The 23,732-nt window shown below is 70.7% G+C and carries 18 protein-coding genes; 4 read left to right on the top strand and 14 right to left on the bottom strand.

Annotated elements, in window-relative coordinates:
* The 3 genes from MA875_RS13110 to MA875_RS13120 all read right to left on the bottom strand — a co-directional run bounded on the left by MA875_RS13110 (position 1) and on the right by MA875_RS13120 (position 3,576).
* Positions 1-996 (bottom strand): carbohydrate ABC transporter permease, encoded by a 996-nt coding sequence (locus MA875_RS13110; RefSeq protein WP_248242701.1) that lies wholly within the window; start codon positions 994-996, stop codon positions 1-3.
* An 83-nt stretch (positions 997-1,079) separates the two neighbouring features.
* Complete coding sequence (locus MA875_RS13115) at positions 1,080-2,318, bottom strand: extracellular solute-binding protein (protein ID WP_248242702.1); 1,239 nt, start codon at positions 2,316-2,318, stop codon at positions 1,080-1,082.
* 76 nt (positions 2,319-2,394) lie between these two features.
* Positions 2,395-3,576: an ROK family transcriptional regulator gene (locus MA875_RS13120; protein WP_248242703.1), complete on the bottom strand. Its 1,182-nt coding sequence runs from the start codon at positions 3,574-3,576 to the stop codon at positions 2,395-2,397.
* A gap of 120 nt (positions 3,577-3,696) precedes the next feature.
* Here MA875_RS13120 and MA875_RS13125 point away from each other — a divergent pair, with 120 nt between their 5' ends.
* The 3 genes from MA875_RS13125 to MA875_RS13135 all read left to right on the top strand — a co-directional run bounded on the left by MA875_RS13125 (position 3,697) and on the right by MA875_RS13135 (position 6,802).
* A complete protein-coding gene (locus MA875_RS13125) occupies positions 3,697-4,176 on the top strand; it encodes a hypothetical protein (RefSeq protein WP_248242704.1) in 480 nt (159 codons plus the stop codon).
* Positions 4,177-4,273: 97 nt separating this feature from the next.
* Positions 4,274-5,794 (top strand): L,D-transpeptidase family protein, encoded by a 1,521-nt coding sequence (locus tag MA875_RS17840; RefSeq protein ID WP_248242705.1) that lies wholly within the window; start codon positions 4,274-4,276, stop codon positions 5,792-5,794.
* Between the two features lie 39 nt (positions 5,795-5,833).
* Positions 5,834-6,802, top strand: coding sequence for an acetylxylan esterase (locus MA875_RS13135; protein ID WP_248242706.1), 969 nt, complete (start codon positions 5,834-5,836; stop codon positions 6,800-6,802).
* 36 nt (positions 6,803-6,838) lie between these two features.
* On the opposite strand, the gene MA875_RS13140 is transcribed toward MA875_RS13135, so the two are convergent.
* Positions 6,839-9,058 (bottom strand): NADP-dependent isocitrate dehydrogenase, encoded by a 2,220-nt coding sequence (locus MA875_RS13140; protein WP_248242707.1) that lies wholly within the window; start codon positions 9,056-9,058, stop codon positions 6,839-6,841.
* Positions 9,059-9,212: 154 nt separating this feature from the next.
* Between MA875_RS13140 and MA875_RS13145 the strand changes: the two genes are divergently transcribed.
* Positions 9,213-9,665: a GNAT family N-acetyltransferase gene (locus tag MA875_RS13145; protein ID WP_248242708.1), complete on the top strand. Its 453-nt coding sequence runs from the start codon at positions 9,213-9,215 to the stop codon at positions 9,663-9,665.
* 215 nt (positions 9,666-9,880) lie between these two features.
* Here MA875_RS13145 and MA875_RS13150 read toward each other — a convergent pair whose 3' ends face one another.
* The 10 genes from MA875_RS13150 to MA875_RS13195 all read right to left on the bottom strand — a co-directional run bounded on the left by MA875_RS13150 (position 9,881) and on the right by MA875_RS13195 (position 23,570).
* Positions 9,881-11,698: an ABC transporter ATP-binding protein gene (locus tag MA875_RS13150; protein ID WP_248242709.1), complete on the bottom strand. Its 1,818-nt coding sequence runs from the start codon at positions 11,696-11,698 to the stop codon at positions 9,881-9,883.
* Entirely contained in the window at positions 11,695-13,587 is a 1,893-nt protein-coding gene (locus MA875_RS13155; RefSeq protein ID WP_248242710.1) for an ABC transporter ATP-binding protein, read from the bottom strand. The genes MA875_RS13150 and MA875_RS13155 overlap by 4 nt, the downstream gene beginning before the upstream one ends.
* 258 nt (positions 13,588-13,845) lie before the next feature.
* Positions 13,846-14,361: a methylated-DNA--[protein]-cysteine S-methyltransferase gene (locus MA875_RS13160; protein ID WP_248242711.1), complete on the bottom strand. Its 516-nt coding sequence runs from the start codon at positions 14,359-14,361 to the stop codon at positions 13,846-13,848.
* On the bottom strand, positions 14,358-16,040 hold the full coding sequence (locus MA875_RS13165; RefSeq protein WP_248242712.1) for an Ada metal-binding domain-containing protein: 1,683 nt from the start codon (positions 16,038-16,040) through the stop codon (positions 14,358-14,360). The genes MA875_RS13160 and MA875_RS13165 overlap by 4 nt, the downstream gene beginning before the upstream one ends.
* Positions 16,041-16,242: 202 nt before the next feature.
* Positions 16,243-18,282: a hypothetical protein gene (locus MA875_RS13170; protein WP_248242713.1), complete on the bottom strand. Its 2,040-nt coding sequence runs from the start codon at positions 18,280-18,282 to the stop codon at positions 16,243-16,245.
* A gap of 28 nt (positions 18,283-18,310) precedes the next feature.
* Positions 18,311-19,393 carry a glycoside hydrolase family 130 protein gene (locus MA875_RS13175; RefSeq protein WP_372492582.1) on the bottom strand — a complete coding sequence of 361 codons (1,083 nt, stop codon included), beginning with the start codon at positions 19,391-19,393 and terminating at the stop codon, positions 18,311-18,313.
* A gap of 2 nt (positions 19,394-19,395) precedes the next feature.
* Positions 19,396-20,235, bottom strand: coding sequence for a carbohydrate ABC transporter permease (locus MA875_RS13180; RefSeq protein ID WP_248242715.1), 840 nt, complete (start codon positions 20,233-20,235; stop codon positions 19,396-19,398).
* Positions 20,232-21,116: a carbohydrate ABC transporter permease gene (locus tag MA875_RS13185; protein WP_248242811.1), complete on the bottom strand. Its 885-nt coding sequence runs from the start codon at positions 21,114-21,116 to the stop codon at positions 20,232-20,234. The genes MA875_RS13180 and MA875_RS13185 overlap by 4 nt, the downstream gene beginning before the upstream one ends.
* Positions 21,117-21,219: 103 nt before the next feature.
* Positions 21,220-22,506 (bottom strand): extracellular solute-binding protein, encoded by a 1,287-nt coding sequence (locus MA875_RS13190; RefSeq protein ID WP_248242716.1) that lies wholly within the window; start codon positions 22,504-22,506, stop codon positions 21,220-21,222.
* Between the two features lie 41 nt (positions 22,507-22,547).
* Entirely contained in the window at positions 22,548-23,570 is a 1,023-nt protein-coding gene (locus MA875_RS13195) for a LacI family DNA-binding transcriptional regulator (RefSeq protein ID WP_248242717.1), read from the bottom strand.
* Positions 23,571-23,732 lie beyond the last annotated feature (162 nt).

Raw genomic sequence — 23,732 nt, forward strand, 5'->3', positions numbered from 1 at the left:
TCACAGCGACTCCTCCCGGAGGTTGCGGCGGACGTAGAAAATCGATAGCGCCACCAGCAGCAGCACGACGATCACCGAGATGGCCCCGCCCACCCCGAAATCGCCCGCGCCGAGAGAGACCCGGTAGATGTACACCCCGAGGGTGTTGGTCTGTTCGGCCAGGCCCCCGATCGATTGCAGCGCGTAGATCTGGGTGAAGACACGGAGGTCCCAGATCACCTGGAGGATCGTCACCACGACGAGGATGGGGCGGATGAAGGGCACGATGACGAGGAAGAAGCGCTGCGCCGCGCCCGCCCCGTCGAGCTGGGCGGCCTCGAGCACCTCGTCGGGCACCTGGGTGAGGCCGGCGTAGACGGTGAAGGCGACGAAGGGGATCGCTCCCCACACGATGATGATCGTCGCGACGAAGAAGAAGCTCAGCGGCTCGATGAGCCAGGAATGGCCGGTGAACTGCTCGAGGCCGAGCACCTGGGAGAGCACCTGGTTGAGCACCCCGTACTGGGTGTCGAAGATCCAGCCCCAGACGATGGTGGCCGATAGGGGCGGCATGGCCCAGGCCAGCAGGAGTCCGATCGAGACGAGGGTGCGGATCACCACCCCGAGGCGGCGCATCAGGAGGGCGATCAGGATGCCGAGGACCATCGTCACGACGACGCACACCGCGGCGAACAGCAGCGACCGGCTGAGCACCTGCCAGAACTGCGGATCGGTGAGGATGCCGACGTAGTTGGCCAGCCCGATGAACTCGGGCGGAGCCCCGAAGACCTGCGCCCGGCCGAACTCCTGGAACGACATGACGATCAGCTGCACCAGCGGCCAGCCGGTGATGACCGCCAGGACGATCAGCGCCGGTGTGAGGAGCGCGTAGGGCGTGAGGGCGCCGGGGCGCAGCGCCCGGCGCCGGCCGGGGCTCGCCGGCGGTGCGGGGGCGACGAGGCGTTCCCCGTCGACCGCGCTGACGGCGGGACTGACGTCGCTGTGCAGCGTCGACATGGCGGCTCTTTCGTGGATGGGGGGGGAAGGACACGGGGTGGCCGGGCCGGCGGGACGAGGACCGCCGGCCCGGCCGGGGCGCATCAGCCGTTGAGGATGTCTTCGATCTCGGTGTCGACCTCGGCAGCGAGCGCGGCGACGTCGCCGCCCTGGGCGATCTTCACGAAGAAGTCCTCCAGCACCCGGGATGCCTCGACCTCGGCCCAATTGGGCGATGCGGGTGTCAGCTTGGCGTTGCTCGCGGCCTCGGCGAAGGCCGCGGCCTCGGGAGTGTCGCCGAGCGTGGAGGCGAGCGACTTCTTCGCCGGGATCAGGCCGTTCTCGCCGTAGATGGTCTGGAACTCGTCGCTGAGGATGATTGCGAGCGCCTCCTTGGCGAGGTCGGGGTTGGCCGACTTCGCCGAGATGCCGATGTTCGAGCCGCCCGCGAAGACCTGTGCGGGCCCGCCGTCCATGCCGGGAAGGGCATACACGAGAGGGGCGGCCGGCGGGTTCTCGGTCTCGCAGGCGCTCGCGAGCCCGAGCGCCCAGTTCGGCGCGGAGAACTGGATCGCCGCGCCCTCGCAGTACGGGGTCCAGGGCTCGGCGTTGTCGCCGTCCTTGGGTGCCACCGATGCGGTCGTCATCAGCTCCTGCACCTGCAGCAGCCCGGCGACGGACTCGTCGGAGCTCAGCTGCGCGTCCCACTCGCCGCCTGACTCGACGGCGATCTCCCCACCGTTCTCCCAGATGAACGGGAGGGCGTTGTACCAGTCCTGCCCGGCGAAGTAGATGCCCGATTTGCCCGGATTGGCCTCGGCGAGGGCGGTGGCCGAGGCGATGTAGTCGTCGAGCGTCGCGGGGGCCTCGGTCACGAGGGCCGGATCGGCGAACACCACCCGGGCGCCGGAGTACAGCGGCGGCGCGTAGAACGCGCCGTCGTACGACCCGGCCTCGACGAAGCCGGGCAGCAGGTCGTCGCCGCCGAGTGCCTCGTACTCGTCGCTGAGGTCGAGGAGGGCGCCGACCGAGGTGAAGGCCGGTGCCTGGGTGTTTCCGAACTCGACGATGTCGGGGCTGTCGGAGCTGGACAGGCTGGTGGTGAGCTTGTCGACCAGGCCTTCCCAGCTCTGCTCCTCGATGACGAGCGTGGAGCCGGGGTTGTCCTCCTCGAACGTCTCGACCAGGTAGTCGCGGGCCTCCTGCGGCGTGTCGGCACCGACCAGCCACACGCGGATCTCCGCGCCCTCGTCCGATCCTGCCGAGCCCGTGCCGCCGGCGCAGCCGGCCAGCACCATCGCGCCAGCCCCGAGCAGGGCGGCGCTCACGAGCGTCTTCTTCATAGCGTTCCTTCTTCTGGGTGGGGTCGGGAAGCCCGACCGGGTGTGTGTGGGGACGGGAAAGGAGAGGAGGAGGCGATCACGAGACCCCGAGCTGGCCGGACAGGACCATGACGGCGGCGCCGCGCAGCACGATGTCCTGACCGTGCGCGGTCATGCGGATGCGCACCCCCTCGTGGAAGGGCGCGAGGGTGCGGGCGCGGAGCGTGTCGAGCGTGGCGGCGGCGAGGGGACCGTCGAGAAGCTCCGGGGGACCGGAGAGCACGATCTCGGACAGATCGAGGGTGGCGACCACCGGAGCGAGCGCGATGCCGAGCCGCTCCCCCGCGTCGCGGAGGACGCCCCGGCGGGCGTCGTCATCGGATGCCGCGGCGAGGCGTGCTACGAGCGACGGCACGGACAGCCACGCCTCCAGGCACCCGATCTTCCCGCACGCGCACTGCGGTCCACCGTCGGTGCCGACCGTGACATGGCCGATCTCCCCCGCCGCGAAACGCGAGCCCCGCAGGGGCGTTCCGCCCGTGAGGAGCCCGGCGCCCACACCCCGGCCGACTTTGACGAGCATCACGTCGTCGGCGGCACCGCCCAGGGTGTATTCGGCGAGGACGGCGGCGTTGGCGTCGTTGGCCACCAGCACCGGCAGCTGCAGCGCGTCGGTGAGAGCGCGTTCCAGGTCGAACCCCACCCACCCGAAGTTCGGCGCGGCGAGGATCACCCCGCGCTCGTCGACCACGCCGGGCGTGCCGACCCCGACGCCGAGGACGGGGGCGTGCGCGTCGGCGACGAGCGCCTGTGCGAGAGCGACCGCGGTGTCGACGACGTCGGCGGCCGCCGCAGGTGCGGCCACCTCGTGGCGCGCGACGATCTCGCCGTCGAGGGTGAGGACCGCGCCGATGAACGTGTCGCTGCCCGAGAGGTCGAGGCCGACGATGCGGTGACCCGCGCGGTCGAGGTCGACGAGGATCGCCGGCTTTCCGGGCCCGGACGCCTCGCGGGTTCCGAACTCGGCGAGGATGCCGTCGGAGATCAGTTCGGCCACGAGGTCGGAGATGGTCACTCGGGTGAGCCGGGTCTCTCGAGCCAGGTCGGCCCGGCTCATCGCGCCCCCGTGGAACAGCGTCTGCAGCACGAGAGAGCGATTGTGCCGGCGCGCCTGCTCAGGCAAGACCTTCGCGGACTGGCGCCGTCCGCGCGACGGCAAAGTCCCCGCGGAGGGGGCGGTGTCGCCCGAGGGGTGGACGTGTGTTTCGGCCGGAATCATGTTTGTTAGTACACCTTACGAACTAAGTCCCCGCAAGACCTGCGCAGGATTTGCTCGGAGTCTTTACGAATTCGTGATGAACCGACTGACCTAGGGTGGAGGTCGACGAAGGAGGTCGCGATGCGATCCACAGCCGCCATCGGCACCCTCAGCCTGCTCGCCGTACTCGCTCTGGCCGGGTGCACGGGTGCACCCACCGTCTCCCCCGGCGATGACACCGCCGCGTCGCAGGGCAGCACCGACAGCGGCTCGACCGATGCGTCCGGCGACGACGGTCAGTCCACCGAAGACGCGTGCCTGCTGATCTCGGACAGCATCACCGAGGCGACCACCGAGTTCCAGGAGGCGTCCGCCGACGACCCGGGTGCCGTCGCCGAGGCGGCCCGGGCAGCCGCGGACAGCCTGGCCTCCGCGGCATCCCAGATCACCAACGACGAGATCTCCGCGCTCCTGCCGGAACTGCAGGACATGTTCACCCAGACCGCTGAGGTGATGGATTCCGTCGCCAGCGGCGACCTGTCGCAGATCGGGGATGCGGCCGAGATCGGCGAATCGTTCCAGGTGACGGTGACGAAGTTCCAGGAGCTCTGCGCGCCCTGAGCGCTCCCGTTCCCGGGTCGTAATAAGACCGTTGCCCTCGCCCGCGGTGGCGTCGTTTAGCATGTAACGACGACACTGACGCAGTCGGGGGGACCGCGTGACTGACCTTGTGACACGGCCGAACGCCGACGGGGCCGCTGAGCCGCAGCCGACGACGGTCGACGCCACCCAGCCGCTGCCCACCGACGCCGCCGATGGACCGACGTCCGACACGCCGGGAGGTGACGCCCCGACCTACGCCTGGGCGCCCGTCGAGCCCGCTCCCAAGAAACGCCGCTGGGGTCTGTGGATCGGCGTGACCGCGGCGGCCGCCGCCATCGGCATGGCCGCGGCATCCATCTTCCTCATCGCCCCGGGAACGGCCATCGCCGGCGTGCCGGTGGGCTTCATGACCCCGGGTGCCGCCGCCGAGGCGATCGAGAACCGACTCGCCGAGACGACGGTCGTCCTCACCGGTCCCGGCGGCGACGCCGAGCTGACCGGCGCCGACCTCGGTGCCACCGTCGACGCGCAGACGCTCGCCGAGACAGCCTTCGCGGAGCACCCGATGTGGAACCCGACCGGTTGGTTCCCCTCCCCCGTCGACGCCGAGGTGCAGATCGACCCCTCCCTCGCCGCCGACGCGCTGCTCGCCGCGGCCCCCGACCTCTCGGTCGCGCCGGTCGACGCCGCCGTCGCCTTCGACGCCGCGTCGGCGAGCTACCAGGTCACCCCCGCCGTTGCGGGCGAGGGGATCGACGCCGAGGCGGTGCGCCAGAGCCTGCAGGACGCCTTCCTCGCCGGCCAGCAGCGTGTCGAGGTCGAACCGGCGATCGCCGCCGTCGACGCCGAGACCACCACGACGATCGCCGAGGCGACCGCGTCGCGCCTGAACGCCATGCTCGACACCGCGGGGTTCTACATCGGCGAGGAGCGGACCGTGCCTCTGGACCGCGCGGTCGTCGCCTCGTGGATCACCCTCGGCGACGGTGAGCGCGGCACGATCTCCGTCGATGTCGACCAGGCCGGCATCCAGTCGGTCGTCGACACCCTGCCGGGCCTGGTGAACCGCGAGGCGGTGAACGCCACCGTCATCACGAACAAGGCCGGTGCGGTCCTGCGCGAAGACGTCGCAGGTGTCAACGGCCGCGCCCTGGAGTCCACCGACGGGCTCGCCGCCGACGCGGCATCGCAGCTCGCCGCCGGCGACGGCGTCATCGAGCTCGGCGTGACCGAGACCCCGTTCACCACGGTCGCACTCGCCCGATCGGTGGAGGTCGACCTCAGCGCGCAGCGCGCCTACCTTTTCGAGAACGGCAACATGGTGGAGTCGTTCACCATCTCCTCAGGCACCGCCGCGACGCCCACCCCCACGGGCAACTTCACCGTCTTCGCCTACACCCGCATCCAGGACATGGGCGCGCTGTGCTACAACCCGAATGCGGTGAACAGCTACTGCACCGAGGACGTGCCCTACATCACCTGGTTCGCGCCCGACATCGCCTTCCACGGGGCGTCGAACTTCCGCTCCTCGCTCGGCTACCCGCAGAGCCACGGCTGCGTCAACATGTGGGACGACGCCGCACGCTTCATCTACGAGTGGACCGCCACCGGCACCGAGGTCAGCGTCTACTCCTAGGCCTCGTCGTCCGCTCCGCGAGAGCGCTACGCTGACCCGGTGCCCCGCTTCGATCTGAGCCCCGCCGACCTGTCGACGTACCGCCCGGCCGTTGCCGAACCGGCCGATTTCGACGACTTCTGGACCGGCACCATCGGCGCGGCCCGCGCCGCCGGCGGCGAGGTCGTCGTCACGCCGGTCGCGACGCCGCTGACCCTCGTCGACACCTACGACGTGACCTTCCCCGGCTTCGCCGGGGATCCCGTCAAGGCGTGGCTGTGGGTGCCGCGCGGAGCGTCGGGCCCGCTTCCCACCGTCGTCGAGTTCAACGGCTACGGCGGCGGACGCGGCCTCCCCCACGAGCGCCTGTCGTGGGGGAACGCCGGGTACGCGCACCTGTTCATGGACACCCGCGGGCAGGGCAGCGGATGGGGATCGGGCGGCGAGACACCCGACCCGCACGGGTCGGGCCCTGCGGCATCCGGATTCATGACCCGCGGCATCGACGATCCCGCCACGTACTACTACCGGCGCCTGTTCACCGACGGCGTCCGCGCCGTCGACGCGGTGCGCGGACTCCCCCAGGTCGACCCCACCCGCGTCGCCGTCACCGGCGGCAGCCAGGGCGGAGGGATCGCGATCGCCGTCGGCGGACTCGTGGAGGGACTTCGCGCGGTGATGCCCGACGTCCCGTTCCTCTGCCACTTCGAGCGCGCCGTCGGCCTCACCGACGCCGACCCCTACCAGGAGATCGTGCGCTACCTCCGGGTGCATCGCGGCGCCGAAGAGCGTGTCTTCCGCACGCTGTCGTACGTCGACGGGGTGAACTTCGCCCGTCGCATCTCGGCACCGGCGCTGTTCTCGGCGGCCCTGCACGACATGATCTGTCCGCCGTCGACGGTGTTCGCCGCGTACAACCGCGTCCCAGTCGCCGACAAGGCCATCGAGGTGTACCCGTTCAACGAGCACGAGGGCGGGCAGTCCTACCAGTGGCTCGTGCAGGCGGCGTTCCTGCGCGAGCGACTGTAGGCTGCCCGCCCTCGTCGCGGCGGATCTCCGGCGGCGTCAGGCGATGCCGTCGATGATGCCGTTCAGCGTGGCGGACGGGCGCATCACCTTCTCGACCCGCTCGGGGTCGGGACGGTAGTAGCCGCCGATCTCCACGGGCGATCCCTGCACGGCGACGAGCTCGTCGACGATGCGCTGCTCGTTCTCGGCCAGGGCCTCGGCAATGGGGGCGAAGGCGGCCGCGAGCTCGGGATCGGCACTCTGGCGAGCCAGCTCCTGGGCCCAGTAGAGCGCCAGGTAGAAGTGGCTGCCGCGGTTGTCGATCGTGCCGAGCGCCCGGCCGGGAGACTTGTCGTTCTCGAGGAACGTCCCCGTCGCGGCATCCAGCGTGTCGGCGAGGACCTGGGCCTTGACGTTCCCGGTGACCTGCGCGAGGTGCTCGAGCGACGCCGCGAGGGCGAAGAACTCGCCCAGCGAATCCCAGCGGAGATAGTTCTCGGCGACGAGCTGCTGCACGTGCTTGGGCGCCGAGCCGCCGGCGCCGGTCTCGAACAGCCCACCGCCCGCGAGCAGTGGCACGATGCTGAGCATCTTGGCGCTCGTGCCGACCTCGAGGATCGGGAAGAGGTCGGTCAGATAGTCGCGCAGCACGTTGCCGGTGACCGAGATCGTGTCGAGGCCGTGGCGCATGCGCGCGAGCGTGTAACGGGTCGCCTCTTCGGGGGCGAGGATCGTGATCTGGATGCCGGACGTGTCCAGCAGCGCGAGCCCCTGGTGCACCTTCGCGATGAGCTGCGCGTCGTGCGCGCGGTTCACGTCGAGCCAGAACACCGCGGGGGCGCCGGTCGCGCGGGCCCGCGTCACGGCGAGCTTGACCCAGTCCATGACCGCGATGTGCTTCGTCTGCGTCGCGCGCCAGATGTCGCCGGTCTGCACGTCGTGCTCGATGAGCACCTCGCCCTCGGAGTCGATGATCTGGACCTTGCCGGGCGCGGCGATCTCGAAGGTCTTGTCGTGGCTGCCGTACTCCTCGGCCGCCTGCGCCATGAGACCGACGTTGGGCACGGTGCCGATCGTGGTCGGGTCGAGCGGTCCGTTCGCGATCACGTCGTCGATCGTGGCCTGGTAGACGCTCGCGTACGACGAGTCCGGGATCACCGCGAGGGTGTCGTCCTCACCCCCGTCGACGCCCCAGAGCTTGCCGCCGTTGCGGACGAGCGCAGGCATCGACGCGTCGACGATCACGTCCGAGGGCACGTGCAGGTTCGTGATGCCCTTGTCCGAGTTGGTGTACGACAGGCGCGGACCGCGCTCGAGATCGGCCGTGATCGCGGCGGCGATCTTGTCGCCGTCGGCGAGTTCGCCGAGCCCCGAGAGGATCGAGCCGAGACCGTTGTTGGGGGTGAGCCCCGCCTCGGCGATCTGCTCGCCGTAGGCGGCGAAAACGTCGGGGAAGTACGCCTTGACCACGTGACCGAAGATGATCGGGTCGCTGACCTTCATCATCGTGGCCTTGAGGTGCACCGAGTAGAGGACGTCGTCGGCCTTGGCCTGGGCGAGGGTGTCGGCGAGGAACGCGTCGAGGGCGGATGCCGAGAGGAACGTCGCGTCGATGATCTCGCGCGGCAGGACCTTGAGGTTGTCCTTGAGCACCGTCACGGTGCCGTCCTCGGCGATGTGGCGGACGGTCAGGACGTCATCGTGGGCCGCGACCCAGGACTTCTCGTTCGACTTGAAGTCGTCGTGACCCATGGTGGCGACCCGGGTCTTGGATCCGTCGGCGAACGGCTTGTTGCGGTGCGGGTGCTTGCGCGCGTAGTTCTTCACCGACAGCGGGGCGCGGCGGTCGCTGTTGCCCTCGCGCAGCACCGGGTTGACCGCGGAACCCTTGATGCGGTCGTAGCGGGCCCGGATGTCCTTCTCCTCGACCGTGTTCGGCTCGTCGGGATAGTCGGGGATGTCGTAGCCCTGGCTCTGCAGTTCGGCGATGGCGGCCTTGAGCTGCGGGATCGAGGCGGAGATGTTGGGGAGCTTGATGATGTTGGCCTCGGGAAGCGTGGCGAGGCCGCCGAGCTCGGCGAGCGCGTCGCCGACCTGCTGCTCGAGCGTGAGGTTCTGCGGGAAGGCGGCGAGGATGCGGCCTGCCAGCGAGATGTCGCGGGTCTCGATGTCCACACCCGCGGTTCGGGTCACCGCCTGCACCATGGGCAGGAAGGAGGCCGTCGCAAGCGCCGGCGCCTCGTCGGTGTAGGTGTAGATGATGGTGGATTCCGTCACGTTCGTCCCTCGTTAGGCTCTCGTTCGCGTCGTCGACCAGCCTATCCCACGGCGCCGAATTATCTTGACGTCGAGATACTTCCGCGGCGGGGCGGCGGTGACATGCGGGGTCGCGGGCGCGCACGGCGAGGGCTTTCTCGCTAGCCTGTCGGGTATGGCCGAACTTCGCCTCGAGGAACTGTCCGCGTCCACGATCGTCGCGGTCAACAACATGTCGCTGAAGCCCGGTCAGGAGGAGTACCTCTCCCCGGTGAGCTACGGCATCGCCGCGACCGTGGTCAACCCGCAGACGTCGTGGCAGCGCGTGGTGCTCGACGGCGACGAGGTGGTCGGGTTCGTCAGCGCCAACTTCGACCCCGACTTCCCGCAGGAGTACTTCCGCTCCGTGCTGTGGCGCATCAACGTCGACGCCGACGATCAGGGCCGCGGTGTCGGGCGGTTCGCCGTGGAGCAGCTGCTCGCCGAGGCGCGCTCGCGCGGCATGTCGTCGGTCAACGTCATCTACGAGGCGGGCGAGGGCGGACCGGAGGCGTTCTTCCGGCGGATGGGCTTCTCCCCCGTCGGGGAGACCGAGTACGGCGAGGTCATCGCCGAGGTGTCCCTCTAGCCCCACCGCGCCGCGCGCAGCGGGCCGCGCCGGGCCACGGCGGGCCGCGCCGGACATCCTGCACCTCCGCCTTCCGCATTCCACGGTCGCAGAATCGCACGTGCGTCGCAGAATTCTCGCGAATGCCTGCGACGCTCGTGCAATCCTGCGACGCCGCGACGGGCCCCGCACCCGGACGGCCGCCAGACACAACGCGCGCGTCAGACCAGCGCGGGTCAGACCAGGGACTGCCGCCAGGCGCGGTGCAGCTGCGCGAACTTCCCGTCGCCGCTGATCAGCGCCTCGGGGGTGTCGTCCTCGATGATGCGCCCATGCTCCATCACGAGCACCCGGTCGGCGATCGCGACGGTCGAGAGGCGGTGCGCGATGATGATCGCGGTCCGGTCGGCGAGCAGGGTCTGCAGCGCCTCCTGGATCGCACGCTCGCTCGGGATGTCGAGCGACGCCGTCGCCTCGTCGAGGATCAGCACCGCGGGGTCGGCGAGGAAGGCGCGGGCGAACGAGATCAGCTGACGCTGCCCCGCCGAGACCCGGCCGCCGCGCTTGTTCACGTCGGTGTCGTAGCCGTCGGGGAGCTTCTCGATGAACGCATCGGCCCCGACCGCCCGCGCCGCGGCGCGGATCTGGTCCATCGTCGCGTCGGGCTTGCCGAGCGCGATGTTGTCGGCGACGGTTCCGCTGAACAGATACGCCTCCTGCGTGACCATCACGATCGCGCGGCGCAGATCCTTCGGGTGCAGGTTCCGCAGGTCGACGCCGTCGAGCGAGACCGATCCGATCGTCGGGTCGTAGAACCGGGAGACGAGCTTCGCCAGCGTCGACTTCCCGGCCCCGGTCGTCCCGACGAGCGCGATGGTCTGCCCCGCGGGGATGTCCAAAGAGAAATCGGGCAGGATGACGCGGTCATCCCCGTATCCGAAGGTGACGCCGTCGAATCTGACGTGCCCGCGCGCCTGCCAGAGGTCGACCGGTCGCTTCGGGTCGGGAACGGTCGGCTCCTCCTCCAGCACGCCCGACACCTTCTCCAGCGCGGCGACCGCTGACTGGTAGGAGTTCAGGAAGAACGCCACCTCCTGCAGCGGCGAGAAGAAGTTCCGCACGTACAGCACCGCCGACAGGAGGAAGCCGAGCCCGAGCGCTCCGGTCGACACGCGGATACCGCCCCACAGCACGACCATCGCGATCGCGATCGACGCCACCGCCATGAGACCCGGCTCGAAGGTGCCGAACAGGCGGATGGAGCGGATGTTGACGTCGCGGTAGCTGAGGGCGAGGTCGCCGAATTCCTGGTCGTTGCGCTCCTCGCGCCGGAAGGCCTTCACCGCGCGGATACCGGTCATCGATTCGACGAACTTCACGATGACCGACGCGCTCACCACGCGCGACTGGCGGTAGACCATCTGCGAACGCTTGTAGAACCAGCGCATGAGAAGGAACAGCGGGATCCCCATGATGATGAGGATGACGCCGGACTGCCAGTCCACGAGCAGCAGCGCGATGAGGGTGAACAACCCGAAGAGGATGCCGGACACGAGCTCGTTGAGCCCCCCGTCCAGCAGCTCGCGGATCGTGTCGAGATCGCTAGTCTGCCGCGAGATGATGCGCCCCGAGGTGTAGGACTCGTGGAACTCCAGGCTCAGCTTCTGCGTGTGCAGGAAGATGCGCTTGCGGAGGTCGAGCATGACCGCCTGGGTGAGGCGCGCGGCGACCACCACGTACCAGCCGATGAGCGCGGCGCCGCCGATGCCGCTGACGAGGTAGAGGCCGACCACGACGGTGGTGGGCATCCAGTCGCCCCGTTCGACGACGGCAGGGAGGGCGTTGTTGATGCCGAATCCGATCAGCGCGGGGCCTGCCACCCGCAGCGCGGTCGAGACGACGAGCACGGCGGCGGCGAGCACCAGCTGCCAGCGCACGGGTGCGATCAGCGACCCGAGGAGTCGGAGCGACCGGCGCCGGATGGCGCGGCTCTCCTCCCGGGTGTAGTCGGAGCGGTCTTCGCCGCTGGTTCCGGTGACGGTGGTCGTGCTCATCGGGTCACCTCCTTCTCGAGGGCATCGAAGGGTTCCTCGCGGCTTGCGGCCGGGGCGTCCATCACATCCGACGGGTCGCGCGCCTCACGCTCGGCGAGCTCGAGGCTGGAGATGACGTGCCGGTAGTGCTCGCTCTCCCGCAGCAGGTCGGAGTGACGGCCGACCGCCGTGATGCGTCCCGCTTCGAGGAGCGCGACGCGGTCGGCGAGCATGACCGTCGAGGGGCGGTGGGCGACGACGAGCGCAGTGGTGTCTTTGAGCACGACGCGCAGCGCGTCTTCTACGAGGGCCTCGGTGTCGACGTCGAGGGCCGACAACGGGTCATCCAGTACCAGGACGCTCGGGCGCGCCGCCACCGCGCGCGCGAGCGCGAGACGCTGGCGCTGACCGCCCGAGAGGCTCAGCCCCTCCTCGCCGATGACGGTGTCCACGCCGTCGGGGAGGTCGTACACGAAGCTCGCCTGCGCGACCCCGAGCGCCTCATGGAGGATGCGCTCGGCCTCCTCCGAACCGGGCTCCAGGTCCTCACGCCCGAGGAGGATGTTCTCCCGAACGGTCTGCGAGAACAGCGTCGCGTCTTCGAACGCCATGCCGATGTGGCGCCGCAGATCCTTCAGCGTGAGGTCGCGGACATCCGTCCCATCCAGGGTCACCCGCCCGCCGGTGACGTCGTAGAGCCGCGTCGGCAGGGTGGTGAGCGTGGTCTTGCCGCTTCCGGTCAGACCCACCAGAGCCATCGTCTCCCCCGGCTCGAGCACGAGGTCGATGCCGTTCAGCAGGTCGGCCTCGTGGGCGCCGGCGTCCTGGTAGCGGAAGTGGGCGCCCTCGAAGGCGAGCTGGCCGCGCACGTTCGACAGCTGCACGGGACGAGCGGGGTCGGTGATGGTGTTCTGCTCGTCGAAGACCTCGAAGATGCGGTCGGTCGCGGTGCGCGCGTCGAGGGTGAAGGAGAAGAGGAACCCGATCGACTCCATCGGCCAGCGCAGCACCGTGGTCATGGCGAAGAACGCGATGAGGGCGTCGACGGCGAGCTGTCCGGTCGCGGCGAGGTAGATGCCGGTCCCGAGGCACAGGGCGAAGGCGACGTCGGGGAGGATCACGAGCCAGAACCAGATCCACCCGACCGCGCGGGCCTTCCGCAGCTCGGTCTGACGGAGGGTCTCGGCCTGGCGGGCGAACTTCTGGAGCGCGTGCTTCCCGCGACCGAAGGCCTTGAGAACCCGGATGCCGTGGACGCTCTCCTCCACGGACGTGGCGAGGTCGCCCGCCTGGTCCTGGCTCTGCCGGGCAAGGGTGCCGTAGGCCTTCTCGAACCGGTAGCCGGCGTACCACAGCGGCGCCGACACGACGAGGAAGACCGTGCCGAGGAGCCAGTGCCAGCGGAAGAGCAGCGCGGTGCCGACGAGGATGGTGAGGACGTTCACCACGAGCAGCACGAGACCGAAGGCCATCCAGCGTCGGAGCGTGCTGATGTCCTGCATCATGCGGCTGAGCAGCTGACCCGACTGCCAGCGGTCGTGGAACGCCACGGGGAGGCGTTGCAGACGCGAGTAGAACGTCTGCCGCAGCTCGTACTCCACCATCGTGGCGGGGGCGAGCACGAACCAGCGGCGGAGGTAGACCATCGCGGCTTCGGCGAGTCCGAGTCCGAGGATCGCGGCGGCGCCCCAGCCGATCAGGCCGAGGTCCCCGGAGTTGATCGGGCCCTGGATGATCGCCTCGAGCACGAGCGGGATGCCGAGGGCGAGAAGACTCGCGACGAGGGCGCTGGCCGCACCGAGGGCGAGGCGCGGAAGCACCGGGCGGACGAACGGCAGCAGTCGCGCGAGCGCGCGAGGGGTGGACAGATGGGCTTTCGCGGATGACGCGGGCGGAGCGGAGGAGGTCATGATCCTTGGTGGGACGTGGCGGAGAAGCGCTCGCTCGTGGCGAGGCGCGGAAAGTAGCGCTGCTCGAACGAGAACGTTCGGAGCGCGGCGGTTATGCCGGAAGAGGACCCGAAAGGTGCGAGCTACCGCGCCGCGGGGAGGACGGCGGCGATCTTCGCGACGTGGTCGACCTGATACATGGCATCCTCCAGGTGTGGGTGATCCGAAGCCGCCGCGGTCGCGACAGCCCTCCAGACTAAACCTGGGAGCCTCCTGTGATCAAGAGCCAGTTCGCGTCAGGGCGAAGGAGCTCTCGCGGTCGAGCAGCGCCCGCTTGACATCGAGCCCCCAGGCGAACCCGCCGAGGCTGCCGTCGGAGCGGAGCACGCGGTGGCAGGGCACGAACAGCGCGGGCGCGTTGCGCGCGCAGATCGAGGCGGCCACCCGGACCGCACGGGGGTTGCCGAGGCGGGCGGCAAACGCGGTGTAGGTGAGCGGCTCCCCGGGTGCGATGCCGCGGAGCGCGTCCCACCCGGCGCGCTGCAGCGCCGTGCCGTGCTGGCGGACCGGCACGGCGTCGATCGCATCGGCGTCGCCGGCGTAGTAGGCGGTGACCGCGGCGGCCGCGGTGGTCTCGCCCTCGGCGACGACGTCGGGACGGTGGGCCGGGGCGAGGCGGGCGAGGAGTGCAGCGTGGTCGGCGGTCCATCCCGAGGCTTCGACGTGCCCCTCGCGCTCGAGGATCGTGAAGGGGCCGTCGGGTGTGTCGAGGGTCTGGATGGTCGCGGTGCTCATGAGGCGGTCCTCCGGCGCGTCGGTGCGGTGACGGATGCAGGATCGGTGGGGCGCAGGGCGACGGGCGGCGCGGGTGGCGTGGGTCGCGCGGGTGCGGCACCGGGCGTGGGGTTCACCGTGCGTGGGTCCGGGCTTTCGGGGCTCTCCCCGGTGCCCGCGTCCGCGCGCCAGGCGCGCGTCACGGGGGCGGCGTACCAGAAGTGGGCCATCGCGTAACTGCGCCAGGGCGCGGTGCGCTCGGCCCAGGCGGTGAAGCCCCGGGGGTCTGCGGGGAGGCCGAGGGCCGCGGCCCCGGCGCGCGCGGCCACATCGCCCGGCAGCAGCACGTCGGGATCGCCCAGCACGCGCATGCGGACGTAATCGGCCGTCCACGGTCCGACCCCCGGCAGGGCGAGGAGCCGCAGGCGCTGCTCGGCGCGGTCGTCGCCCGGCCCGAGCGTCAGCGAGCCGTCGGCGAGCGCCGCGGCAGCGGCGATCACCGCACGCACGCGCGCCGCCGGGCCTCGCAGCACCTCGTGGCCACGCTCGGCCATGGTCGCGGCGTCGGGGAACAGCGTCATCGGCCCGTCGGGGGTGTCGACGGCGGTCCCGAGCGCCGCGGCGAGCCGGCCCTGCATCGTGCGGGCGGCGGCGACGCTGATCTGCTGCCCGATCATCGCGCGCAGCAGCATCTCGTCGGCGTCGATCGCGCCCGGCACGCGCACTCCCGGGATGTCCGCGACCGCCCGTCTGAGCTCGGGATGCGCCGAGAGGGCCTCATCGACGGCGAGCGGATCGGCGTCGAGGTCGAACAGCCGCCGCACGCGCGCGATGAGCGTGCTGAGGTCGTGGAGCGACGCGGGCCGTGCCCGCAGACGCAGGTGGCCCACCTCCTCCCGCACCTCGAACCATGCGGGCCCGGACGGCAGCTGCACGACACGGGAGAAGGATGCCGCGTCGCCCCGCTCCACGCCCGGAACGGCGTGCGCGCGCATCCAGCCGAACAGTCCCGCGGTGTCGATGGGGCCGCGAACGGAGAGCGCGAGGTCGATCGTGCCCGGGGCGGGGGTGGTCGCTGCGGAACGACGGGCGGGCCCCGCCGAGCGCTGACGCCGGGCGCGGAGGTCGCGCGGCGGCATCCCGAACACCTCGCCGATCGTGTCGGTGAACTGTCTGACGCTGGAGAACCCTGCGGCGAAGGCGACATCGGCCGACGACAGGTCGGTGCCCACCAGCAGAGCGCGGGCGGTGTGTGCGCGCTGTGCGCGGGCGAGCGCGAGGGGGCCGGCCCCGAGCTCGGCGGTGAGGACCCGTGTCAGGTGGCGCGCGGAGTAGCCGAGGCGGCGGGCGAGGCCGGGGACCCCCTCACGATCGACGACGCCGTCGATGATGAGGCGCATCGCGCGGGCGGCGACGTCGCCGCGGACGTCCCACTCGGGGGAACCGGGAGCCGCCTCGGGGAGGCACCGTTTGCACGCGCGGTAGCCGGCCTCGTGCGCGGCGGCCGAGGTGGCGAAGAAGGTGACGTTCTGCTCTTTGGGCGTCCGGGCCGGGCAGCTCGGCCGGCAGTAGATGCCGGTCGAGCGCACCGCGGTGACGAACTGCCCGTCGAAACGCCGGTCGCGCGACTGGATGACCCGGTAGCGCTCGGCGAAGCCCATCTCGCGGGGCGTCGCGTGCACGGTCTCGGGCGTCGTCATGCCCCCAGCCTGTCACGGGCAGCCGGGAGGTTCCGGCGGAAATCGGACACGGGGGTGAACGCGTCGCGTCACCGCCGTGCCTCGGCCGGCGGCACACGGGAGGGGATCGATACACGGGAGGACCAGAGCCCCCCGCCGACTCCTCCCGTGTGCCGATGTCCTCCCGCGTGCCGCACCCGGTCGCGACCGGGCGGCTTCGCGCTCAGCCTTCGGCGAGCGCGAAGCCGCCGCGCGGCACCACCACGCTCGCCTCGCCCGTCACCGAGGTCGTGCGCACGAGCGCCCCCGTCTGGTCGAAGACGCGGATGGTCGAGGCCACTCCGGCGGCACCGAGCGTCGCGCGCTGCGTGCCGGTCGCCGTCGACTGCACGAGCTCGGTGCGCGCGCCGTCGCCTTCGAGCACGAGTCGCGACAGCCAGGGCCGCACGAGGATGCCGTCGAGCATCAGCTCGCCGCTCAACGCTTTCACGGCGACCTCGCCGCGATTGGCCGCGAGGGGTGCGGTGAGCGCGTAGGGCAGGAGCACGCCGGGCGACGGCGAGATGCCCTGCGCGGGGCCGCTGACCTTCAGCTGGCCACCCGACCGCCAGGTCGACCTCGAGGTCTCACCGGGATCGGACCAGACCACCGGCTCCAACCAGGGCCGCGTGTCGGCGGTGCCGATGTCCCACGTCGCCTCCTGGCCGGGAGTAAGCGTCAGCGCGTCGCCCGACCAGCTCGACTCCCCCGTCCACGACTCCGGGGTGGTGACGGTGCCGTCGGTGGCCACGGCGTCTTCGGCCTCGATCATCCGCAGCCCGTCCTGGGCGGTGACGGAGGTCAGCGCCGTGGCGCGTGCCGCGACATCCGGATGCGCGTCGAGCGCGAGCATCGTCAGCAGTCCGTGGATCGCGCTCTCGGCACCGCTGTTGCGGTTGATCGTGCCGTCGGGCTGGAGCCCGTCGTAGGTGACACCGGTCGCGGGGTCGTACATCGGCTCCCCCGCCCGGTTCGCACCGAAGTACCAGGCCGCCTGCACGCTCGCGAGCGTCTCGAGACCGGCCGAGGCCGTGGCATCCGCGACCGCCAGCAGCGACTGCACCCGCGAGTCGACCCCGTAGGCGATCTGCACCCGGTCGGTGGGGCTCGGGAACCACCCGTTGTCGGCCCCACCGGCGGTCAGCAGCGTCGGGGTGAAGACGGCGGTGTCCGTCACGGCAGGCTCGAGCAGCGACGGGTCGTCGAGGACCTCGGATGCCGCGGCGAGCGCCGCCGGCATCTGCGACGCCCACGCATGCCACATGCTGCGCGACTGCGCCCACGGCAGCACGGCGCCGTACGGCCACTCCCCCTCATCTCCGACCGACATCGCCGCGATCCCCTCGGCGAGCTTCGCCAGCGCGTCGCGCGCCTCCGGCGCGTCGGGTCCGGCGGCCAGGCGCGCCGCGAGTCCGAGCACGGCTTCGGCCGAGGCATCCGCTCCGTCGACGATCAGCCACGCCGGAACGCGCAGTCCGTCGGACTCGGTCCATTCGCCGTAGCGCGAGAGCACCTGCCGGTCGAGCGCCTCGATGGCGAGGTCGAGCCGCTCGTCGAGGAATTCCGCGAACGCCGGGTCGACGTCGGCGAAGGCGGCGTAGCCCTCGCCCAGCGCCCAGATCGTGCGGGCGAGCCAGTAGCTGGCCCCCGAGTCCGACGGGTCGGGCAGCTCGATCGGCTCGGCCGAGGGGTTGAGGGTGCCGTCGGGCTGCATCCACAGCACCACGTTGCCGGCGTTCTCGCCGGTCACGGTCTGCATGTAGGTCAGGCCCCGCAGAAGCTCGTACGCCTTGTCGGCGCTCGCCTGGTCGCCGGTCTGCTCGAAGTGCCGGAGGTACACCACCGCGGCGCGGGAGATGTCGTCGGCGTTGTACGCGCCCTGGCCCCAGTACCCGGTCTCGGGGTCGAGCGGTCCGCCGCCGACCCGCTCGAACGTGCCGCCGCCCCGGGCGTCGGCGTACGTCCACGGGAAGGTCAGGGTCGGCTCCTCCGCGAGGCGGTAGGTGGTGTGTCCCTCGACACCCGCAGGCGGGGTCGCCTGGTCGAGCAGGAAGTCCAGATGGTCGAGGTTCGTCAGCGGGGCGGAGGGGGCGGATGCCGCGGCCGCGGCCTCCGCCGGCGCCGGCGTGCTCGCCGCCGCAGGGCTCACGAGCCCCACGGTCAGGGCGATCACGGCGGCGCCGGCGACGGCCCAGCGCGCACCCCGTCGTGCGTGCGTGTTCATGTTCTCTCCTTCTGGATCGCTCGGGGGGTCAGTCGGTCGGGGCGTCGGTGCGCTCCAGGAGCGCGACGCCGATCTTCGAGTCGGCCATGCCGTAGAAGACGAAGTGACGCCCGTCGATCTCCTCGATCGCGGTGGGGAAGACCACGTTCGGCACGATGCCGCTGCGCTCGTCGTCGGTCTCGGGCTTCAGCAGCGGCTCGGGGGTGCGCGCGATGACCCGGCTCGGGTCGTCGGCGTCCAGGAGCAGCGCCCCGGCGGCGTAGTTGACCTTCTGCTGCTGCGCGAAGGCGTTGTCGATGACGCCGGTGACCCCGTGGTGGAGCACCAGCCACCCCTCGGGCACCCGCAGCGGCGGCGGGCCGCCGCCGATCTTGACCTCCTCGAAGGGGAACTCCGGCCCGGCGACGAAGCGGTGCTGCTCCCACAGCACGAGGTTCGCGATGTCTTCGCGCACGGCGTCGAGGGGCACGTAGCTGATCCAGATCGACTGGCGCTCGTCGGTGACTCCGGCCGGCACCCGCACCCCCTGCCCGGGCTTGGTCTCGCCGAGGTCCCACATGGGCCGGTGCAGCACCGCCAGGGCCAGGGTGCCGTCGGGCGCGGTCACCGGCTCGGGGAAGAACACCGTGTCCTTGTTGTGGAAGAGGTTCAGGTCCATGTCTAGCGCCTCGTCGTAGCGGAAGAGCGCGGGGCCCAGGCGCCGCCACTGGCGGAGGTCGGGCGAGACCGCGAGCGCCGTCCGCGGCCCGAGCGGGCCGTAGGCGACATAGGTCATCACGTGCAGCCCGAGGGTCTCGATCCACGTGACCCGGGGGTCTTCGACGCCGGCGTTGTCGGCGCCCCGCTCCCACCCGCGGTCGGGCTCGAGCACGACGCCCTCGCGCTCCACCCCGACGGGCACCCCGTCGTCGATGACGACGCGCGCGAGGCCCACCCGCGACACGTTCCCTTCGGCGACGAGTCGGGGCAGGAGGTACAGGGTGCCGTCGGGCCCCCGACCGGAGCCCGGGTTCAGCACCCCCTCGGCTTCCTGCGGGTCATCCGGGGTCGGTGTCATCACGACGCCGACCCGGGTCATCCGATACGGAACGGTCTGTACGGAGGTGGTCATGGTCATCCTTTCACTCCGGATCCGAGGTCGTTGCTTGTGAAGTAGCGCTGGAAGATGAGGAACAGCGCGACGGCGGGGGCGGCGAGCACGACGGCGCCCGCGAGAGTGGCGCCGAACGGGTTGGCGGTGGATGCCGCGACGTTCGACAGGAAGTTCGCCAGCGACACCGCCAGAGGCTGCATCGAGGCGTCCTTGGTGATGAGGAAGGGCCAGAGGAACTCGTTCCACGGGCCGATGAAGGTCAGCAGCACCACGGTCAGCAGGGCCGGCCGCACGAGCGGCAGCGCGACGTTCCACAGCAGCCGGAGCTCGCCGGCACCGTCGATGCGGGCGGCGTCGAACAGCTCCTTGGGAAGCTGCAGGAAGTACTGACGGAAGATGATGACCGCGGTGGAGTTGATGAAGAACGGCAGGATCATGCCGGCGTAGGAGTCGGCGAGTCCGTAGTCGCGCGCGATCATCACGTACAGCGGGATCATCAGCAGCTGGAACGGGATGACCTGGACCAGCAGCACGAGCGAGAAGGTGGCGCTGCGTCCTCGCCAGTGCAGCACCGCCAGCGCGTAGCCGGCGAGCACGCCGAACACCACCGTGCCGAGGATCACGCCGCCGGTGAAGATGCCCGAGTTCGCCAGGCCCTGCAGCAGGTCGATCCGCGCGTTGATGGCGCCGTAGTTGTCGAGGGTGAGGTTGCCCGGGTCGGGGAAGGCCCCCGCGGGCGAGGGGTCCACCGTCGTCTGCAGCGACCCGATCACCATGTAGTAGAAGGGGAAGAGGAACGCCAGAGCACCCAGGCTCAGCACGACGTACATTGCGGCGGAACTGCCGAGGGCGCGTTTCATCGGTCCTCCCCTCCCACGAAGCGGCGCTGGAGCGCCGCGATGATCAGCACGAAGATGATGAGGATGACCCCGATCGCCGCGGCGATGTCGGGGTTCCCCTGCTCGATGCCGCGCTGGTAGATCAGGAGCACCGGCGAGGTGGACGCGCCGTTGGGTCCGCCCCCACCGGTGAGCAGGTAGGGCTCGGTGAAGAGATTCGCCCCGGTGATCGTCGCCAGAAGCACCACGAGCAGGGTGGCGGGGCGTACGCTCGGCACCGTGACGGAGAAGAACTGCCGGATGCGGCCACCGCCGTCCATCGACACCGACTCGTAGAGCTCGCGCGGCACATTCTGCAGCGCCGCGAGGTAGAGCAGGATGTAGAACCCCAGCCCCTTCCAGGTGACGAACAGCGCGATGGTCGGCATCGCCAGGGCGGAGTTGATCAGCCACGACGGCTCGGGAGCCAGGGGCCCGAGGATGGTGTTGACCAGGCCGTTGCCCGAGAAGAGGAACAGCCACACCGCCACCACGGCCACCGAGGCGGTGACGTAGGGGACGTAGTAGGCGACGCGGAAGAAGGTCTTGGCGCGAGCGACGCGATCCAGCGCCGTCGCCAGCAGCATCGACAGCGCCACCGTGAGCGGCACGTTGATGATCAGGAAGATGCCGACGTTGCCGAACGACCGCCAGACGTCGGGGTCGCTCAGCACCGCGATGTAGTTGTCGAACCCGACGAACGGCCGGTCCACGACCGCCCCCGGCGCGGCGAAGAAGTAGTCGTGGAACGACATCCACACCGCGAACACGATGGGGTAGGCGAAGACCACGCCGATGAAGATCAGATAGGGCGCGGCGAAGATGAGGCCGAGCGGTTGCGAACCCAGGATGCGGCGCAGCATCCCCTTCGAGCGGTCTGCCCCCGCCGCGCCGCCACTCCCGGGCACCCCCGGGTCAGGGCGCGACACCGCGCCCTGACCCGGGGTGCCGGTGGAGACGGTCATGTCAGTCTCCCGCCGCCAGACCGTCGACCTCGGTCGCGGTGTCGGAGAGGAACGCGGGGATCTCTCCCTCGCCGAAGATCACCGCCTCGGAGTATCCGTCGCGGAACGCCTGCCAGATCTCGACCGAGTTCGGCACGTTCGGCACCTCGACGGTGCGCGAGGCCTGGTCGCCGAACTGCTCGTAGGCGGGGTTCGCCGCGAAGTAGTCGGGGTAGGTGCCGGTGAGGTCCTGTCGGAGCGGCATCTGGCCCGTGGCCTCGAGCCACAGCCCGTCCTGCTCCTCGCTGGTGGCGAACTTCAGCACGTCCCACGCGGTGCCCTTGTTCTCGCAGGCGGTGAAGAGACCGACGTTCTTGGCGTCGCTGAAGGTCCAGGTGTCCTCGGGCGCGGTGCCGCCGGAGGTCGGGACGGGGACCGAGCCCCAGTCCACCGTGTCGCCGTAGACCGAGATCGCCCACGGGCCGACGATCGCCATGGCGGCGTAGCCGTCGGCGAAGGCGTCACCCTGGTACTGCTCCTGGCCGGCCAGGCCCTCGGCGTAGAGGGTGCGCCAGAAGTCGGCCACCGCTTCGCCCTCGGGGCTGTCGAAGGTCGCGGCGCCGTCTTCGACCAGCTGCGTGCCGCCGGTCTCGGCGGCGTAGAGCGGGTAGAAGTCGAACCACGACTGGAAGAACTCGCTCGTCGGGGCGGGGTTGATCGCGTATTCGGCCACGCCCGCCTCGCTCAGGGTGCGCGCGGTCTCGAGGAACTCGTCGTAGGTGGACAGCGACGGGTTCTCGGGATCGAGGCCTGCCTCGGCGAAGAGGGCCTTGTTGTAGAAGATCATCACGGGGTTGCTCTTCCACGGCATCTGGTAGAAGCCGCCGTCCTCCGAGCGGTACTGCTCGGCGAGGTCGCCCGAGCGCTCGGTGATGTAGTCCTCGCCGTCCTCGAACTCGGTGAGGTCGACCAGGCCCCCCTGGCGCTGGAACTCGGGCACCGCCGCGGGCGAGGTGTTGAAGATCAGGCAGGGGGCGTTGCCGGCGGTGATGGCGGCGCTGATGACCTCCTCGCTGGAGGACCCCGCGGGGATCTCCTGAGCGGTGATCTGCTCGTCGGGGTTCTCGGCGTTCCACGACTCGACCATCTGCTCGGCCCAGGCGATCTCGGCCTCGTTGTTGGAGTACCAGATCGTGATGTCACCACGGCTGTCCATGCCGCCGGCGCCGCCGCCGCCTCCGCCGCTGCAGGCGCTCAGGGCGAGGATGGCCGCGGCGGCTCCCGCCACGGGAATGATGCGTCGTCGCATGTTCATCTCCTTGTGCGTGCGGGCGATGCCCGCGGGTGGTGTCAGGCGCGCGGCGCGCCGGTGGAGGCGCGCACGACGAGCCGGGGGTCGGGAAGGTCGATCGCGCCGGCCTCCGCGCCGGCGATGGCCTCGAGGAGCGCCCGCGCGGCCGCCGCGCCCCAGCCGCGCGCGTCGGTGGAGACGCTCGTGATGGCGGGGTGGAGGTGGCGGCCGATCTCGGTGTCGTCGAAGCCGGTGATCGACAGGTCGCGCGGCACGTCGAGACCGCGTCGCTGGGCGACCCCGAGGCCGGCGATGGCCATGTTGTCGTTGGAGTACACGATCGCGGTCGGCGGCGTCGCGGCATCCAGCAGCTCTTCCGTGGCGCGGGCGCCGTCGGCGGCGCTGAAGTCGGTCTCGATGACGCGGGCGCGGATGCCGCGGGCCGCCGCCGCGTCTTCGAACGCCGCGGCGCGGTGCCGCCCGTGGAGCATCGAGAAGGGGCCGGCCGCGTGGGCGATGTCGGTGTGACCGAGGTCGGCGAGGTGGTCGACGGCGAGGCGGATCCCGGCGCCGTCGTCGACGGAGATCGAGGTGAAGGGGCCGTCGACGTCGGGGACGCCGAGGGTCACCGCGGCAAGGCCGAGTTCGCCGATGAGGGCGATCCGCTCGTCGGCGACGCGGAGGTCGGAGAGGATGACCCCGTCCACCCGCTTGTCGGCGGCAAGTCCCCGGTAAGTCTCGGCCTCCTGGCGGCCGGGGGTCGCCGCGGCGAGGACGAGCACCTGGCCCGACACCGAGAACTCGTCCTCGACGCCCGCGATGAACGACGGGAAGAAGGGGTCGGCGGCGATGACGTCGGGGCTGCGGCCGATGACCAGTCCGCAGGCGAAGGCGCGGCCGACGCTGAGGGACCGGGCGCGCAGGTTCGGGCTCCAGCCGAGCTCGGCGGCTGCGGAGAGGATGCGCTCCCGCGTCTCGGGGGCGACGCCGGTGCGGCCGTTCAGGGCGAATGACACGAGGCCTTTGCTCACGCCCGCGCGGCGCGCGACGTCGGCGATGGTGGGAGGGCTCTGCTGCGTCATCCGTCACCTCTTCGTGTCGTCGTGCGGCGCTGTGCGGGCTCCGCCCCGCCTAAACCGGTTCAATACCTCACCCTAAAGCGGTTTAGGCGCGCGGTCAACCCCCTCCCACCCCCTCCGCGCTGCTCCTGCGTCGCAGAATGACGCCTTCGTCGCAGGATTCGC

Source organism: Microbacterium kunmingense (assembly GCF_023155745.1).
Lineage (GTDB): Bacteria > Actinomycetota > Actinomycetes > Actinomycetales > Microbacteriaceae > Microbacterium > Microbacterium kunmingense.

Excerpts from the sequence above, each read along its gene's own strand:
- MA875_RS13110 (WP_248242701.1), bottom strand. The coding sequence starts at position 996 with ATGTCGACGCTGCACAGCGACGTCAGTCCCGCCGTCAGCGCGGTCGAC.
- MA875_RS13120 (WP_248242703.1), bottom strand. The coding sequence starts at position 3,576 with ATGATTCCGGCCGAAACACACGTCCACCCCTCGGGCGACACCGCCCCC.
- MA875_RS13180 (WP_248242715.1), bottom strand. The coding sequence starts at position 20,235 with ATGAAACGCGCCCTCGGCAGTTCCGCCGCAATGTACGTCGTGCTGAGC.
- MA875_RS13165 (WP_248242712.1), bottom strand. The coding sequence starts at position 16,040 with ATGACGACGCCCGAGACCGTGCACGCGACGCCCCGCGAGATGGGCTTC.
- MA875_RS13185 (WP_248242811.1), bottom strand. The coding sequence starts at position 21,116 with ATGCTGCGCCGCATCCTGGGTTCGCAACCGCTCGGCCTCATCTTCGCC.
- MA875_RS13175 (WP_372492582.1), bottom strand. The coding sequence starts at position 19,393 with ATGACCACCTCCGTACAGACCGTTCCGTATCGGATGACCCGGGTCGGC.
- MA875_RS13150 (WP_248242709.1), bottom strand. The coding sequence starts at position 11,698 with ATGAGCACGACCACCGTCACCGGAACCAGCGGCGAAGACCGCTCCGAC.
- MA875_RS13115 (WP_248242702.1), bottom strand. The coding sequence starts at position 2,318 with ATGAAGAAGACGCTCGTGAGCGCCGCCCTGCTCGGGGCTGGCGCGATG.
- MA875_RS13170 (WP_248242713.1), bottom strand. The coding sequence starts at position 18,282 with ATGAACACGCACGCACGACGGGGTGCGCGCTGGGCCGTCGCCGGCGCC.
- MA875_RS13195 (WP_248242717.1), bottom strand. The coding sequence starts at position 23,570 with ATGACGCAGCAGAGCCCTCCCACCATCGCCGACGTCGCGCGCCGCGCG.
- MA875_RS13125 (WP_248242704.1), top strand. The coding sequence starts at position 3,697 with ATGCGATCCACAGCCGCCATCGGCACCCTCAGCCTGCTCGCCGTACTC.
- MA875_RS13145 (WP_248242708.1), top strand. The coding sequence starts at position 9,213 with ATGGCCGAACTTCGCCTCGAGGAACTGTCCGCGTCCACGATCGTCGCG.
- MA875_RS13155 (WP_248242710.1), bottom strand. The coding sequence starts at position 13,587 with ATGACCTCCTCCGCTCCGCCCGCGTCATCCGCGAAAGCCCATCTGTCC.
- MA875_RS13160 (WP_248242711.1), bottom strand. The coding sequence starts at position 14,361 with ATGAGCACCGCGACCATCCAGACCCTCGACACACCCGACGGCCCCTTC.
- MA875_RS13190 (WP_248242716.1), bottom strand. The coding sequence starts at position 22,506 with ATGCGACGACGCATCATTCCCGTGGCGGGAGCCGCCGCGGCCATCCTC.